Annotated in this window: 12 protein-coding genes; 4 read left to right on the top strand and 8 right to left on the bottom strand. The window is 66.4% G+C overall.

Annotated elements, in window-relative coordinates; genetic code table 11:
• Positions 1-9: 9 nt before the first annotated feature.
• The 4 genes from dapA to JW897_RS07185 all read right to left on the bottom strand — a co-directional run bounded on the left by dapA (position 10) and on the right by JW897_RS07185 (position 4,678).
• Positions 10-885, bottom strand: coding sequence for a 4-hydroxy-tetrahydrodipicolinate synthase (dapA, locus tag JW897_RS07170; RefSeq protein ID WP_205465641.1), 876 nt, complete (start codon positions 883-885; stop codon positions 10-12).
• A 43-nt stretch (positions 886-928) separates the two neighbouring features.
• Positions 929-2,341, bottom strand: a complete 1,413-nt coding sequence (gene nhaC / locus JW897_RS07175; protein WP_048412392.1) for a Na+/H+ antiporter NhaC — start codon at positions 2,339-2,341, stop codon at positions 929-931.
• Positions 2,342-2,430: 89 nt separating this feature from the next.
• Complete coding sequence (locus JW897_RS07180) at positions 2,431-3,675, bottom strand: NAD(P)/FAD-dependent oxidoreductase (RefSeq protein WP_205465642.1); 1,245 nt, start codon at positions 3,673-3,675, stop codon at positions 2,431-2,433.
• 1 nt (position 3,676) lies between these two features.
• Complete coding sequence (locus JW897_RS07185; RefSeq protein ID WP_205465643.1) at positions 3,677-4,678, bottom strand: 4-hydroxyproline epimerase; 1,002 nt, start codon at positions 4,676-4,678, stop codon at positions 3,677-3,679.
• 351 nt (positions 4,679-5,029) lie between these two features.
• On the opposite strand from JW897_RS07185, the gene JW897_RS07190 reads away from it, so the two are divergent.
• The 4 genes from JW897_RS07190 (at position 5,030) to hcnC (ending at position 9,216) form a co-directional block, all read left to right on the top strand.
• On the top strand, positions 5,030-5,725 hold the full coding sequence (locus JW897_RS07190; RefSeq protein WP_205465644.1) for a GntR family transcriptional regulator: 696 nt from the start codon (positions 5,030-5,032) through the stop codon (positions 5,723-5,725).
• Positions 5,726-6,272: 547 nt separating this feature from the next.
• Complete coding sequence (locus JW897_RS07195; protein WP_275899845.1) at positions 6,273-6,551, top strand: (2Fe-2S)-binding protein; 279 nt, start codon at positions 6,273-6,275, stop codon at positions 6,549-6,551.
• Entirely contained in the window at positions 6,548-7,945 is a 1,398-nt protein-coding gene (locus tag JW897_RS07200) for an FAD/NAD(P)-dependent oxidoreductase (RefSeq protein ID WP_205465645.1), read from the top strand. Before JW897_RS07195 ends, JW897_RS07200 begins: the two co-directional genes overlap by 4 nt.
• Positions 7,946-7,947: 2 nt before the next feature.
• The gene (gene hcnC, locus JW897_RS07205; RefSeq protein ID WP_048412398.1) at positions 7,948-9,216 is read left to right on the top strand and encodes a cyanide-forming glycine dehydrogenase subunit HcnC; all 1,269 of its coding nucleotides are present in this window, start codon (positions 7,948-7,950) and stop codon (positions 9,214-9,216) included.
• Between the two features lie 109 nt (positions 9,217-9,325).
• On the opposite strand, the gene recR is transcribed toward hcnC, so the two are convergent.
• The 4 genes from recR to dnaX all read right to left on the bottom strand — a co-directional run bounded on the left by recR (position 9,326) and on the right by dnaX (position 12,701).
• Positions 9,326-9,928 carry a recombination mediator RecR gene (gene recR, locus JW897_RS07210; protein ID WP_048412399.1) on the bottom strand — a complete coding sequence of 201 codons (603 nt, stop codon included), beginning with the start codon at positions 9,926-9,928 and terminating at the stop codon, positions 9,326-9,328.
• Positions 9,929-9,933: 5 nt separating this feature from the next.
• Positions 9,934-10,389: a hypothetical protein gene (locus JW897_RS07215; RefSeq protein ID WP_048412400.1), complete on the bottom strand. Its 456-nt coding sequence runs from the start codon at positions 10,387-10,389 to the stop codon at positions 9,934-9,936.
• 70 nt (positions 10,390-10,459) lie between these two features.
• Positions 10,460-10,798, bottom strand: a complete 339-nt coding sequence (locus JW897_RS07220) for a YbaB/EbfC family nucleoid-associated protein (protein ID WP_048412401.1) — start codon at positions 10,796-10,798, stop codon at positions 10,460-10,462.
• A 7-nt stretch (positions 10,799-10,805) separates the two neighbouring features.
• Complete coding sequence (dnaX, locus tag JW897_RS07225; protein ID WP_205465646.1) at positions 10,806-12,701, bottom strand: DNA polymerase III subunit gamma/tau; 1,896 nt, start codon at positions 12,699-12,701, stop codon at positions 10,806-10,808.
• Positions 12,702-12,718 lie beyond the last annotated feature (17 nt).

The following is a 12,718-nucleotide window of genomic DNA, read 5'->3' on the forward strand; positions in this document are numbered from 1 at the left end:
CGTCTCCTGTTAACGATCGAACGCGGCCAGCGCGTCGAGAAAAGCCTTGGCTTCCGCGTTCGGCAAGGGCAGCAGCGGCAGGCGCACATCGCCGGCGTCGACGCCGTGGCGGCGCACGCCCAGCTTGGCTTTCTGGTTGTAGCCGCCGGACTCCATCGCCTGGATCGCCGGATACATCGCCGCCATCAGCGTGCGCACTCGCGCCCAGTCCTCGGCCTTGGCCGCGTTCAGCATCGCCGCCTGCTCGCCGGGGAAGACATTGGCCGCGCCGCTGATCCAGCTGCGCACGCCCCAGAACAGGAAGTCCGCCGCCTGGTCGTCGCAGCCGCAGATCACTTCGAAATCCGGCAGCCGCGCCTGGATCAGCGCCAGCGCGCGGCTGAAGTCGCCGCTGCTTTCCTTGATGCCGACGATATTGGACTCGCGGCTCAGCTCGATCACGCTGGCGATGTCTATCGACACGCCGGCGCGCGCCGGGAAGTTGTAGAGAATGATGGGCAACGCGCTGGCGGCGGCCACCGCCTTGAAGTGGGCGACGATGCCGGCCTGGTCCGGCAGGCTGTAGGCCGGCGGCGCCAGCATCAGCGCCTCGTAGCCCAGCTCCGCCGCCTGGCGCGCGCGCGCTATCGCGCCGCGGGTGGACAGATCGTTGGCGCCGGCGATCAGCCGCAGCCGGCCCTTGCCCGCCTTGGCCACGCACTCCAGCACTTGGCGGCGCTCGTCTTCGTCCAACGCGTAGTACTCGCCGGTGGTGCCGCAGGCGACGATGCCGGCGACGCCCTGTTCGATGAAGCGCTCGACCAGCTGCCGCAGCGCCGCCAGGTCCAGGCGACCGTCGCGGTCGAAAGGCGTGACGATGGGAACCAGAATGCCTTGTTGTTGCATGGGGTGTTTCCTTTGTGCTTGGGGTGGAGGGAAGCCGCGCGGCTCAGGCCGGCGCCGCGGCCGCGGCGCCGGCGGGCCGGACGCGCCAGATGGCGATGTCGGCGTAGCCGTAGAACACGCTGATGGCGATCACCAGCAGGTGGTACCAAAGAAAGGGCAGGTATTGCAGCGTGGACACGCCCAGCGTCGCCGCCATGAACACGCCGCCGTCGCTCCACGGCACCATCGGCGCCGTCACCGTGCCGCCGGCCTCGACATTGCGCGACAACACCCGGCGCTCTATGCCCTGCAGGTCGTAATTGCGTTCGGTGATGGTGCTGGCGGTGATCAGCGACACATAGGCCGCGCCGCCAAAGAAGTTGCCGAAAAAGCCGCCCAGCAGCGTGGAGACGGTCAGCCGCCCCGGATTATTGGCCCAGCGCAGGAAGTTGGCGCTGATCACCTCCAGGATGCCGGCGCGCTCCATCAGGCCACCCAGGCCCAGCGCGAACAGGATCAGCGCGATCACGCTGAGCATGGATTCGATGCCGCCGCGGTTGAGCAAGGTGTTGAGAAACTCGATGTCGGACGCGGTGCGGTTGCCGAAGTACGCGGTGCGCACCGCGTCCAGCAAGGGCATGCCCTGCGCCCACCAGGCGCAGACCACGCCCATCACCGCGCCGGCGGTGATCACCGGAATCGACGGCAGCCGCATCGCCAGCATCGCGATCACCGCCGCCGCCGGCAGCAGCAGCCAGCCGTTGACGGTGAAATGCGAGCCCAAGGCCTGCATCGCCTGATCGGCGCGGCTGGTGTCCAGGCCGGCGTCGACATAAAAAAAGCCGACGCCGAGAAACAGCAAGGTGGTCAACAGCGTGGCCGGCACGCTGACCCACATCATCGAGCGGATGTGGTCGATCAAGTCCACCTTGCACAGCGAGGCGGTCATCACCGTGGTGTCCGACAACGGCGACATTTTGTCGCCGACGTAGGCGCCGGAAATCACCGCGCCGGCCACCAGCGGCAAGGGCATGCCGAAGCTGTAGCCTATGCCCATCATCGCGATGCCGGCGGTGCCGGCGGTGCCGAAAGAGGTGCCGGTGGCCAGCGAGGTCAGCATGCAGATGATGAAGGCCGCGGCCAGGAAAATCTGCGGGCTCATGATGGCCAGGCCGTAGTAGATGATGGCCGGCACCACGCCGCCGGCGATCCAGGTGCCGATCAAGGCGCCGACGGTGATCAGCACCAGCACCGCCACCATGCCGTTGTAGATGCCCTGGATCAGGCCCTGCTGCATATCGTCGTAACTGCGGCCCAACCAGTTGCCCAGGCCTATCACCAGGAACCAGCTGCTGAACAAGGCCAGCTGGATCGGCAGGTCCAGCACATTGAGGAACAGGAACATGATGGCGATGAAACCGGCCATCACCGCGACGACCTGGGTTGCGCTCGGCAACCGTGGCGATCTTGCTTGCATGACGTTTCTCCTCTGCTTCGGGTGGGTGACCGGCGGCGTCGAGGCCGCAGGCGCGGAGAGGCCGCGGCGCGGCAGATCGTAAACACGTTCTAAAAACGCGCCAGTCGGTAAGGATGCACGTCCAGGCCGGACGGGCGCCGCAACACCATGTCGCGCAGCAGCGCGCCGGTGGTGGCGGCCAGCGTCAGGCCCAGATGGCCGTGGCCGAAGGCGAAATACAGGCCGGCGCGGTCCGGCGCCGGGCCTATCACCGGCACGGTGTCCGGCAGCGACGGCCGATTGCCCATCCACAGCGTCATGCCGTCGGTGGAAAAGTCGCCGACGATGCGCCGCGCCTTGTCCAGCAGGATTTCGGCGCGGCGCCAGTCCGGCGCCGCGTCGCGATGCGCCAGCTCCACGGTGCCGGCCAGCCGCAGGCCGCCGTCGGCCAGCGGCAGGATCACGAAGCTTTCGCTGGCGCACTGGATGAAATGGCGCAAGGCCACGCCGGCCTTGGGCAGATTGACGTGATAGCCGCGCTCGCTTTCCAGCGGCACCCGGTAGCGGCACTGGCGGGTGAAGCGGTCGCTCCAGATGCCGGCGGCGACGATCACCTCCCCGGCCTCCAGCGTGCGGCCGTCTGCGCAGACCACGCCGTCCACCTTGCCGCCGCGCTCGCTCAGCGCCGTCGCCTCCGCTTGCTCGAAACCGCCGCCAGCGGCGACGAAGGCGTCGAATAGGCCGCGGCTGAACAGATAGGGATCGTCGACATGGGACCAGTCCGCCACCTTGACCGCGCGCGCCCAGCCGTCCCGCAGCGCCGGCTCGCAGGCCTGGGCCGCCGCCTGGTCCAAGGCCTGCCAGGCCACGCCGTGCTCGGCCTTGCGCCGCCAGGCCGGCAAGGCCTGCTCGAGCTCGGCGGCGTCGCGGTACAAGGTCAGCGCGCCGTGGCGCCGCCACATGCCCTCCAGCCCGGCCTGCTCCACCAGCGGCGCGTAGTCGGCGGCGGCGCGGTTCAGCAAGGCCGCCAGCGCGCGGGTCAGCGCCGCCACCCTGGCCGGGCGGCTGGCCAGCGCGAAGCGCGTCAGCCACGGCGCCAGCGTCGGCAGATAGCGCCAGCGCACCGCCAGCGGCCCCAGCGGGTCCAGCAGCCAGCCGGGCAGCCGCCGCCAGACGCCGGGTTCGGCCAGCGGGATCACGTCGCTGACCGCCAGCGCGCCGGCGTTGCCGTAGCTGGTTTCCCGCGCCGGCTCGCCGCGGTCCAGCAACAGCACCTCGAGACCGGCCAGCCTCAATTGCAGCGCCGTGGCGATGCCCACCACGCCGGCGCCGACGACAATGACGCGAGCGCTCATCTCAGGCCACCTCGAAGCCGTGGACATAGGGGTCGGCGTCGTCCAGCAGGATGCGGTTGTAGCCGGTGAAGCGCGCCCAGCCCTGCACCGAGGGCACGATGGCCGGGTAATCGCCCACCCGGGTCTCCGCCAGCACGCGGCCGACGAACTGGCTGCCGATCAGGCTCTCGTGGACGAAGTCCTCGCCCACGGCCAGCAGGCCGCGCGCATGGCGTTGCGCCAGCCGCGCCGAGGTGCCGGTGCCGCACGGCGAGCGGTCCAGCGCCGACTCGCCGTACAACACCGCGTTGGCGCCGCTGGAACCGGCGTTCTTGGCCGCGCCGGTCCACTGGCAATGGCGGACGCCGCGGATGTTCGGGTCCAGCGGATGGACGATGTCGTAATGCCGGTTCAGGTATTCGCGCAGCTCGCGCCCCATCGCCACCAGTTGCGCCGGCGAGTAATCCGCCATGTCGCGATAGCCCGGCTGCGTCTCGACGATGGGATAGAAATTGCCGCCGTAGGCGATGTCCACCCGCAAGCGCCCCAGCGCCGACACCTCAGCCTCCACGTCCCGCAGATAGAGAAAGGACGGCACATTGGTCAGCGTCACCGCGGCGACCTTGTCGCCCTCCATCCGGTACTGCGCCGCCACCTTGCCCGCCGGCGTGTCCAGGTTCAGCACCCCGGGCGTTGCCGGCGTCACCAGGCCGTGCTCCAACGCCATGGTGACCACACCTATGGTGCCGTGGCCGCACATCGGCAGGCAGCCGCTGGTCTCGATGTAAAGCACCGCGATGTCGCAGTCCTCCCGCGTCGACGGATACAGGAAGGCGCCGGACATCTGCGCGTGGCCGCGCGGCTCGAACATCAGGCCGGTGCGTATCCAGTCATAGCGGCGGATGAAGTCCAGCCGCCTCTCCGCCTGCGTCTCCCCTTCCAGCCGCGGGCCGCCGTTCGCCACCAGCCGCACCGGGTTGCCGCAGGTATGGCCATCGAGACATTCGAATTCGCTCACCGCCATGATCTTGCTCCTCGCTTGTGATGGAGCCACTCTAACCTCGTCGATTTTTGAATACAATTTTCAAGGCACGGCGCACACTCACCGCAGCAAAGAAATGGCTTTGATTCACATCAAAAACAATTTATTAATCAATAAAATCAAATATTTATGAATTGTTGCATTTTAATCACCTTGCATTGCAGCACGACAAAGGCTGAAAAAATCAGCTTTCCCCCAAGAAAAATCAGCAATAATTGAATACAAAATCAAAACATGAGCGCGAAGCGCGTCGGCCTCGCCGCCGTTGCCGCGGCCATTGCCCGCCCTCCCCGCGCCTGTGATAATTTGAGGATTGCAACCGCCGACACCGCCATGCCCCGAACCACAGCACCGCGCCAAACTCTCACCGCCACCACCACCGACACGCTGCGTCAGCGCATCCTGCTGGGAGAGTGGCCGGCCGGCACGCAACTGCGCCAGGAGGCGCTGTCCAAGGAGCTGGGCGTCAGCCGGGTGCCGCTGCGCGAAGCGCTGCGGCAACTGGAGGCCGAAGGATTGGTGGCCATCACCGAACGGCGCGGCGCGGTGATCGCCCAGCTGTCCTTGCCGGAAGTGCTGGAATTGTTGCGAGTGAGAGTGCTGCTGGAATGCGATATGTTGCTGGAGGCGGTGCCGCGGCAGACCCAGGCGGATCTGGACGCGGCCGGCGCGCTGCTGGCGCAGTTCGAGGAGGCGCTGCGCCAACGGGATGTCGGCGCCTGGGGCATTCTGAATTCACGCTTCCACCTGGCGCTGTACCAGGCCGCCAACCGGCCGCAGACCCTGGCGCTGATCGAGCAGTTGCACAACCGCACCGACCGCTACACCCGAATGCAGATTCTGCTGACCAATTTCAGCGATCGCGCCCATCGCGAGCACAGCGAAATGCTCGAACTGTGCCGCCGCAAGGACGCGGTCAGCGCCGCCGCCTTCCTGCGGCAGCACATTCTGAACGCGGAAGAGGCCCTGGAAGCCTGGCATCAGGAGCGCCAGAGCGAAACCGGCCGCGACGCGCGCAAACCGGCCTGAACGCCGCCGACCAAGCGCGGCAAGCGCTTGGTTTCAAACAGAAAAGTCCTGAAACACACTATATCCAATGGCCAAAATAATGATGATGACATCATTTTTTAAGCCATTTGATCATAATCAAATAATGCACAGTTTTGAAAATGCTATACGCATTGAAATAACAGAAAAATACATTATCCCAACGGTCTATGGCCGCGCAAAATAATCTCAACACATTGTTTTAAAATCAAAATTACCCAGTCATAGCTCGCCACACTCCTGCCGCCGTCGCCAATCTGTATATATCTGATCACAGTAATCTGTACATTGCCTGTACCCATACAATGCGATAACAATGCTTGCGACAATTAAAAAGCGATTCATCATAATTAGGCCACGGTCATCGCCGCATCGCCTGATTGTCTGACCAAAATCAGACGCGACCAAATCGCTCGCGGCCGGAAGCGACTGTCCACACCGCGCTTCATCCGGCGCCCCTTTCGTGTCAGTAGAACCAGAACGAGCTATTTCGATGCCAAATTTAGACAGAAAATATGACATTCAGAAATTGAATGAAGATCAAATCGCCATCAACATCAATGGCAACACCGTCGCCGCCGCGCAGGGCGAGACCGTGCTCAGCGTGCTCAACGCCGTCGGCTTGCGCCGCGTCAGCCGCAACGACAGCCAGCAAACCATGGGCTCCTACTGCGGCATGGGGGTGTGCCACTGCTGCCTGGTGCGCATCGACGGCCGCTACAAGCGCCGCGCCTGCCAGACCGTGGTGCAGCCCGGCATGACCGTGGAAACCGCGGCCAACCGCATCGAGCTGGAGGGCCTGCAATGAGCGCGCGCCCCATCATCGTCGGCGGCGGACCGGCCGGCATGGCCGCCGCCATCGAGCTGGTCAAGCACGGCCTGCCCTGCACCCTGATAGACGAAGCCTCGCGCCTGGGCGGCGTGGTGTACCGCGGGCCGCTGCGCCAGGGCGTGACCCTGGACTATCTGGGCGAACGCTACCGCGACGCGATGCAGGCCCTGCACGCGGAGTTTGCCCAAGTCAGCCACGCGGTGGAGATCAAGCTGAACACCCGCGTCGTCGGCGGCGAAGCCGGCCAATGGCTGTACGCGCTGAATGAACAGGAAAAAGTCGAGAAGATAGACTTCGAACACTTGCTGCTGTCCGCCGGCTGCCACGAGCGCAGCGTGCCCTTCCCCGGCTGGACCCTGCCCGGCGTAATCATGCTGGGCGGCCTGCAGCTGCAGATCAAGAGCGGCGTGGTCAAGCCCTTGGGCCGCACCACCATCGTCGGCACCGGCCCCTTGCTGCCGCTGGTGGCCTGTCAATTGCACCGCGCCGGCGCCGACGTCCAGGGCGTCTACGAGGCCAGCTCCTTCGGCCGCATCGCCAAGGAAACCCTGGCCATGCTGAACAAGCCGCAGCTGTTCCTGGACGGCCTGAGCATGCTGGCCTACCTGAAGCGCCACGGCGTGCCGCTGCACTACGGCTGGGGCGTGGTGGAGGCCACCGGCGAACAAGAGGTGCAGGAAGTCACCGTCGCGCCTTACGACGACAACTGGACGCCGGACCTGAACCGCGCGGTCAGCCTGGCCACGGAAACCCTGGCGGTGGGCTACGGCTTCATACCCCGCACCCAGCTGACCCAGCAAATGGGCCTGCGCCACGCTTACGACGCCGACGGCTTCCTCAAGCCGGAAATCAACGGCTGGCAGCAAAGCAGCGAAGCCCACATCCACCTGGCCGGCGACATCGGCGGACTGCGCGGCGGCGAAGCCGCCATGCTGAGCGGCCGCATCGCCGCCCAGTCCATCCTCAAGCAGCGCGGCGCGATCAGCGCCGAACTGGCCGAGAAAAACCGCCAGCGCTACCTGGCGGAACTGAAGGCGGTGCTGCGCTTCCGCGTGGGCATAGACAGCTTCACCCAGCGCGGCAGCGGACAGCTGGCGCTGCCGCAGGAAGACACGGTGATCTGCCGCTGCGAGAACGCGCTGCGCAAGGACATCGACGCCGCGCTGGAGCAAGGCGTGCAGGACTTGATCAGCCTGAAGATGCGCACCCGCGTCAGCATGGGCGACTGCCAGGGCAAGATGTGCGTCGGCTATTGCAGCGACCGCCTGCGCGAGCACACCGGCAAGGCGGACGTGGGCTGGATCCGGCCGCGTTTCCCGCTGGACCCCTTGCCGTTCTCCGCCTTCCAAACCGAAACCGAAGAGGCCTGACCATGAGCAGACAATACGACATCGTGATCGCCGGCGGCGGCGTGATCGGCGCCTCTTGCGCCTACCAGCTGTCCAAACGCAAAGACCTGAAAATCGCGCTGATCGACGCCAAACGCCCCGGCAACGCTTCGCGCGCCTCGGCCGGCGGCCTGTGGGCGATAGGCGAATCGGTGGGCCTGGGCTGCGGCGTGATCTTCTTCCGCATGACGTCGGCCAAGAACAAGCGCGAGGCAGCCGGCGCCGCCATCGCCGTGGACGCCAGCACCCCGCACATCCTGCCGGAATCCTTCTTCAATTTCGCGCTGGCCTCCAACGCGCTGTACCCGGCCCTGCATCAGGAATTGATCGAAAACCACGGCATGGACTTCAAGTTCGAGGAAACCGGGCTCAAGTTCGTGATCTACGACGAGGAAGACCAGCTCTACGCCGAACACATCGCCGCGCAGATTCCCCACCTGTCCGACCAGGTGCGCTGGGTGGACCAGGCCCAGTTGCGCGAGAACGAACCCTACATCAGCCACGAGGCCACCGGCGCGCTGGAATTCCTGTGCGACCACCAGGTCAGCCCCTTCCGCCTGACCGACGCCTACACCGAGGCGGCGCGCCAGAACGGCGTCGACGTGTTCTTCAACACCAATGTCACCGGCGTGCTCAAGCAAGGCTCGCGCGTCACCGGCGTGCGCACGCTGGAGGCCGGCGACTTCCACTGCCACACCCTGATCAACGCCGCCGGCTCCTGGGCCGCCGAGCTGAGCCAATGGGCCACCGGCGTGGGCATTCCGGTCAAACCGGTCAAGGGCCAGATCGTGCTGTCGGAGAAAATGCCCAAGCTGCTGCGCGGCTGCATCACCACCAGCGACTGCTATATCGCGCAGAAGGACAACGGCGAGATCCTGATCGGCAGCACCACCGAGGACAAGGGCTTCGACGTCAGCAACACCTATCCGGAAATCGCCGGCCTGGTCAAAGGCGCGATCCGCTGCCTGCCGGAGATGAAGAACATCAACATCAAGCGCTGCTGGGCCGGCTTGCGCCCAGGCTCCCCGGACGAACTGCCCATCCTGGGGCCGATGCAGGGCGTGGACGGCTACCTGAACGCCTGCGGCCATTTCCGCACCGGCATCCTGACCTCGGCCATCACCGGCGTGATGCTGGACGCGCTGGTGCGCGGCGAGACGCCGCCGCTGGACGTGACGCCCTTCTTGGCGGACCGTTTCAACGCCCCGGCCAAGCCGGCGGCGCAGGCGGCCGCCGAACTGGCGCTGTCCTAAAAACGCGACGGCCCGCCGCGCATGCGGCAGGCCGTCCCACTGCTTCAGATGTTCCTCTGTTACAGGCCGGCTCGTCCGGCCTGCTTTTTTTGCCCCGCCGGGCCCGCCGTTACTGGCCGACGCCGCGGCGCTCGTACACCGCCTGCGCCAAGGTCCCCAGATCCACGTACTCCAGCTCGCCGCCCACCGGCATGCCGCGCGCGATGCGCGTCACCTTCAGGCCGCGCTCCTTCAGCAATTCGGCGATCATGTGCGCGGTGACCTCGCCTTCGGCGGTGAAATTGGTGGCGATGATCACCTCCTCCACCGCGCCGTCCGCCGCCCTGACCAAGAGCTTGTCCAGGTTGATGTCGCGCGGGCCGACATTGTCCAGCGGCGAGATGCGGCCCATCAGCACGAAGTACAGACCATCGAAGCACTTGGCCTGCTCCAGCGTCAGCAGGTCCGCCGGCATCTCCACCACGCACAGCAAATCCTGGCGACGCTCTTCGTCGGCGCAGATCGGGCACAGCGGGGTTTCGCTGAAAGTGTTGCAGCGTTCGCAGTGCGTCAGCTGGGTCAGCGCGCGGTCCAGCGCGCGCGCCAGCTTGTCCGCGCCCTTCTTGTCGCGCTGCAACAGATGGAAGGCCATCCGTTGCGCGGTCTTGGGCCCGACGCCCGGCAGCACTTTCAGGGCGGAGATCAGATGGTCTAGAGCGGGAGGGTTCTTCATCGCTTTCACAATCGGGAAAAACGGCGGCGCAGACGCGCGTGCCGCCAGGCAAAGACCAGACGGAAAATGCCGTAATGCAGTGTCAACAGCAGCGGCGCGCGCGGCGCGAAGCCGACGCGGTCCACCACTTCGCAGCCTTCGGGCAAGGCGCGCACCCGCCGCCGGTGCAGCCAGCGCCGCTGGCTCAGCATGGTCGAGCGCTCGTCGAAGGCGCCCGGCTCCAGCCGCGTCAGCCCCAAATCGTCGCACTCCACCGGCAGCAGGCCGAACAACAGAATCCAGCACCGCCCGATGCGCGCCGGCGGCGTCAGCCCGGCGGGCAGAACCTTGCCCGGCAAGCGCATGCCGAGCCAGGGCCGCAATTCGTCGTTGATGCCGGCGGCGCTGGTCGCGTGCGCCCACACCCGGTCGGCGTCGGCGCGCAGGCGGCTGCGCACGGTGAAATGGGCGAATCGGCGCATGGCTACCCCAGGGTCAACGCAAAAATGGCCCGGCGCGCGCCGAGCCATCCGGATGCCGAAACCGACGCGATCAGAACGGCAGCTTCATGCCGGCCGGCAGGTTCAGGCCGGCGGAAAAACCGGACATCTTTTCCTGGGTGGTGGCCTCGACCTTGCGCACCGCGTCGTTGAACGCGGCGGCGATCAGGTCTTCCAGCATTTCCTTGTCTTCCTTGGCGTCGTCCAGCAGGCTGTCGTCCAGGCTGATGCGCTTGACGTCGTGGGAGCAGGTCATCACCACCTTGACCATGCCGGCGCCGGATTGGCCTTCCACTTCCACCTTGGCCAGTTCTTCCTGCGCCTTCTTCATATTGTCCTGCATTTGCTGAGCCTGCTTCATCAGGCCGGCGATGCCACCTTTGCCAAACATAATCGTTTCACTCCTTCACGGGTTGAATGGTTTCGATGAGCAGCGTCGCGTCGAATTCGCGCACCATTTGCTGCACCACCGGATCGTTTTTCATATTCTCGCGCGCGATGTCCAACTGCTCCTGCCTATGGCGGGCGTCTTTCATCGCCGGCGTTTCCAGGCCCAGCTCTTCCACCGTCACCGCCAGCTCCACCGGCCGGCCGAAGCGCTCGCGCAAGGCGAGCTTGAGCTTGTCCTGATAATCGCGGCTGGTCATGTGGCGGAAGCTCTCCGGCACCGCCAGCGCCAGGCGGTCCTGGTCCCAGTCCTTCAATACCGCATTATGGGCCAGCATGCGCGCCGCGCCCAGCTTGACGCCCAGTTCGGTCACCAGCGCCTGCCAATCCCCGTCGAATCGATAATCGGCCGGCTCTTCCGGCGGCGCCTGCAAATAGGACGGCATATCCTCGTCCGCCGCCGCGCCCTGATCCCAGGGCACGTCGTCGGGGCTGACGTCGCCGTCGTCCGCAGCGTCTTCCTCCTCGGGCTCAGGCTCGGGCGGCGGCGCGGCCTGACGGACCGGCTCGGGCGGCCTGGCCGCGGCTGGCGCGGGGGCTGGCGCGGCAGGCTCGGGTTCGGGTTCCGCAGCCGGGGCGCTGTCCTGCGCAGGCGGCGGCGCCGGCTGGCGCGCGGCCGGCGAACTCAGGCCGGCGGCCTGCAAGGCGCGCGCGGCCGGCGAAACGCCTCCGGACGCGGCCGGGGCTGGCTGAGCCTGCGGCGGCTGCGGACGCGTCGGCGCGCCGGCGGCCGGGCGCGCCGGCGCGGCCTCGGCCCGGGCGTTGGCCGGATGGAAGGCCAACATGCGCAGCAGGGTCATATTGAAGCCGGCGTGCTCGTCCGGCGCCAGCGCCAGGTCTTTGCGGCCGTGGATGGCGATCTGGTAATACAGCTGCACGTCCTGCGGCGCGATGGCGTCCGCCAGCGCCTGCAGCGCGTCGCGCTCCGGCTCGTCCTGGGCGACCGCCTGCGGCACGGTCTGCAGCAGCGCCAGCTGCTGCAACAAGACCGCCAGCTCGCTCAGCGCTCCTTCGAAACTGACTCCGCGTTCGGCCAGGCCGTCGGCTTCGGCCATCAGCTGCGGGCCGTCGCCGGCCGCCAGCGCCTGCAGCAGAGCGAACAGGTAGCGGCGGTCCACCGCGCCCAGCATCGCGCGCACGCCGTCTTCCTTGACCTCGCCCAGGCCATAGGCGATGGCCTGGTCCAGCAGCGACTGCGCGTCGCGCATCGAGCCGGAGGCGGCGCGGCCCAGCAAGGCCAGCGCCGGCGCCTCGTAGGCGATGCCCTCCACGTCCAGCATGTGGGCCAGGTGGCCGGCCACCTGCTGCGGCGTCATATTGCGCAAGGAGAACTGCAGGCAGCGGCTCAACACCGTGACCGGCACTTTCTGCGGGTCGGTGGTGGCCAGGATGAATTTGACGTGGGCCGGCGGCTCCTCCAGCGTTTTCAACATCGCGTTGAAGGCGCTCTTGGACAGCATGTGCACTTCGTCGATGATGTAGACCTTGAAGCGGCCGGACGTCGGGGCGTACTGGGCGTTTTCCAGCACTTCGCGGATATTGTCGATGCCGGTGTTGGACGCGGCGTCGATCTCCAGCAGATCGACGAAGCGGCCGGTGTCGATCTGGCGACAGGCCGAGCACTCGCCGCAGGGTTCGGCGGTGGTGCCGGTTTCGCAGTTCAGGCTCTTGGCCAGAATCCGGGCGATGGTGGTCTTGCCCACCCCGCGCGTCCCCGTCAGCAGATAAGCGTGGTGCAGACGCTGTTCTTTGAGGGCGTTGGTCAAGGCGCGCACCACGTGCTCCTGGCCGACCAGATCGGCAAAGCGCTTGGGACGCCACTTACGGGCAAGGACTTGATAGCTCATGGGGGCGGATTTTAATG

Source organism: Chromobacterium alkanivorans, assembly GCF_016937655.1.
GTDB classification, from domain to species: Bacteria; Pseudomonadota; Gammaproteobacteria; order Burkholderiales; family Chromobacteriaceae; genus Chromobacterium; species Chromobacterium alkanivorans.

Bases quoted from the DNA above. Each gene is read 5' to 3' on its own strand.
- dapA (WP_205465641.1), bottom strand. From the start codon at position 885: ATGCAACAACAAGGCATTCTGGTTCCCATCGTCACGCCTTTCGACCGC.
- nhaC (WP_048412392.1), bottom strand. From the start codon at position 2,341: ATGCAAGCAAGATCGCCACGGTTGCCGAGCGCAACCCAGGTCGTCGCG.
- JW897_RS07180 (WP_205465642.1), bottom strand. From the start codon at position 3,675: ATGAGCGCTCGCGTCATTGTCGTCGGCGCCGGCGTGGTGGGCATCGCC.
- JW897_RS07185 (WP_205465643.1), bottom strand. From the start codon at position 4,678: ATGGCGGTGAGCGAATTCGAATGTCTCGATGGCCATACCTGCGGCAAC.
- JW897_RS07190 (WP_205465644.1), top strand. From the start codon at position 5,030: ATGCCCCGAACCACAGCACCGCGCCAAACTCTCACCGCCACCACCACC.
- JW897_RS07200 (WP_205465645.1), top strand. From the start codon at position 6,548: ATGAGCGCGCGCCCCATCATCGTCGGCGGCGGACCGGCCGGCATGGCC.
- hcnC (WP_048412398.1), top strand. From the start codon at position 7,948: ATGAGCAGACAATACGACATCGTGATCGCCGGCGGCGGCGTGATCGGC.
- recR (WP_048412399.1), bottom strand. From the start codon at position 9,928: ATGAAGAACCCTCCCGCTCTAGACCATCTGATCTCCGCCCTGAAAGTG.
- JW897_RS07215 (WP_048412400.1), bottom strand. From the start codon at position 10,389: ATGCGCCGATTCGCCCATTTCACCGTGCGCAGCCGCCTGCGCGCCGAC.
- JW897_RS07220 (WP_048412401.1), bottom strand. From the start codon at position 10,798: ATGTTTGGCAAAGGTGGCATCGCCGGCCTGATGAAGCAGGCTCAGCAA.
- dnaX (WP_205465646.1), bottom strand. From the start codon at position 12,701: ATGAGCTATCAAGTCCTTGCCCGTAAGTGGCGTCCCAAGCGCTTTGCC.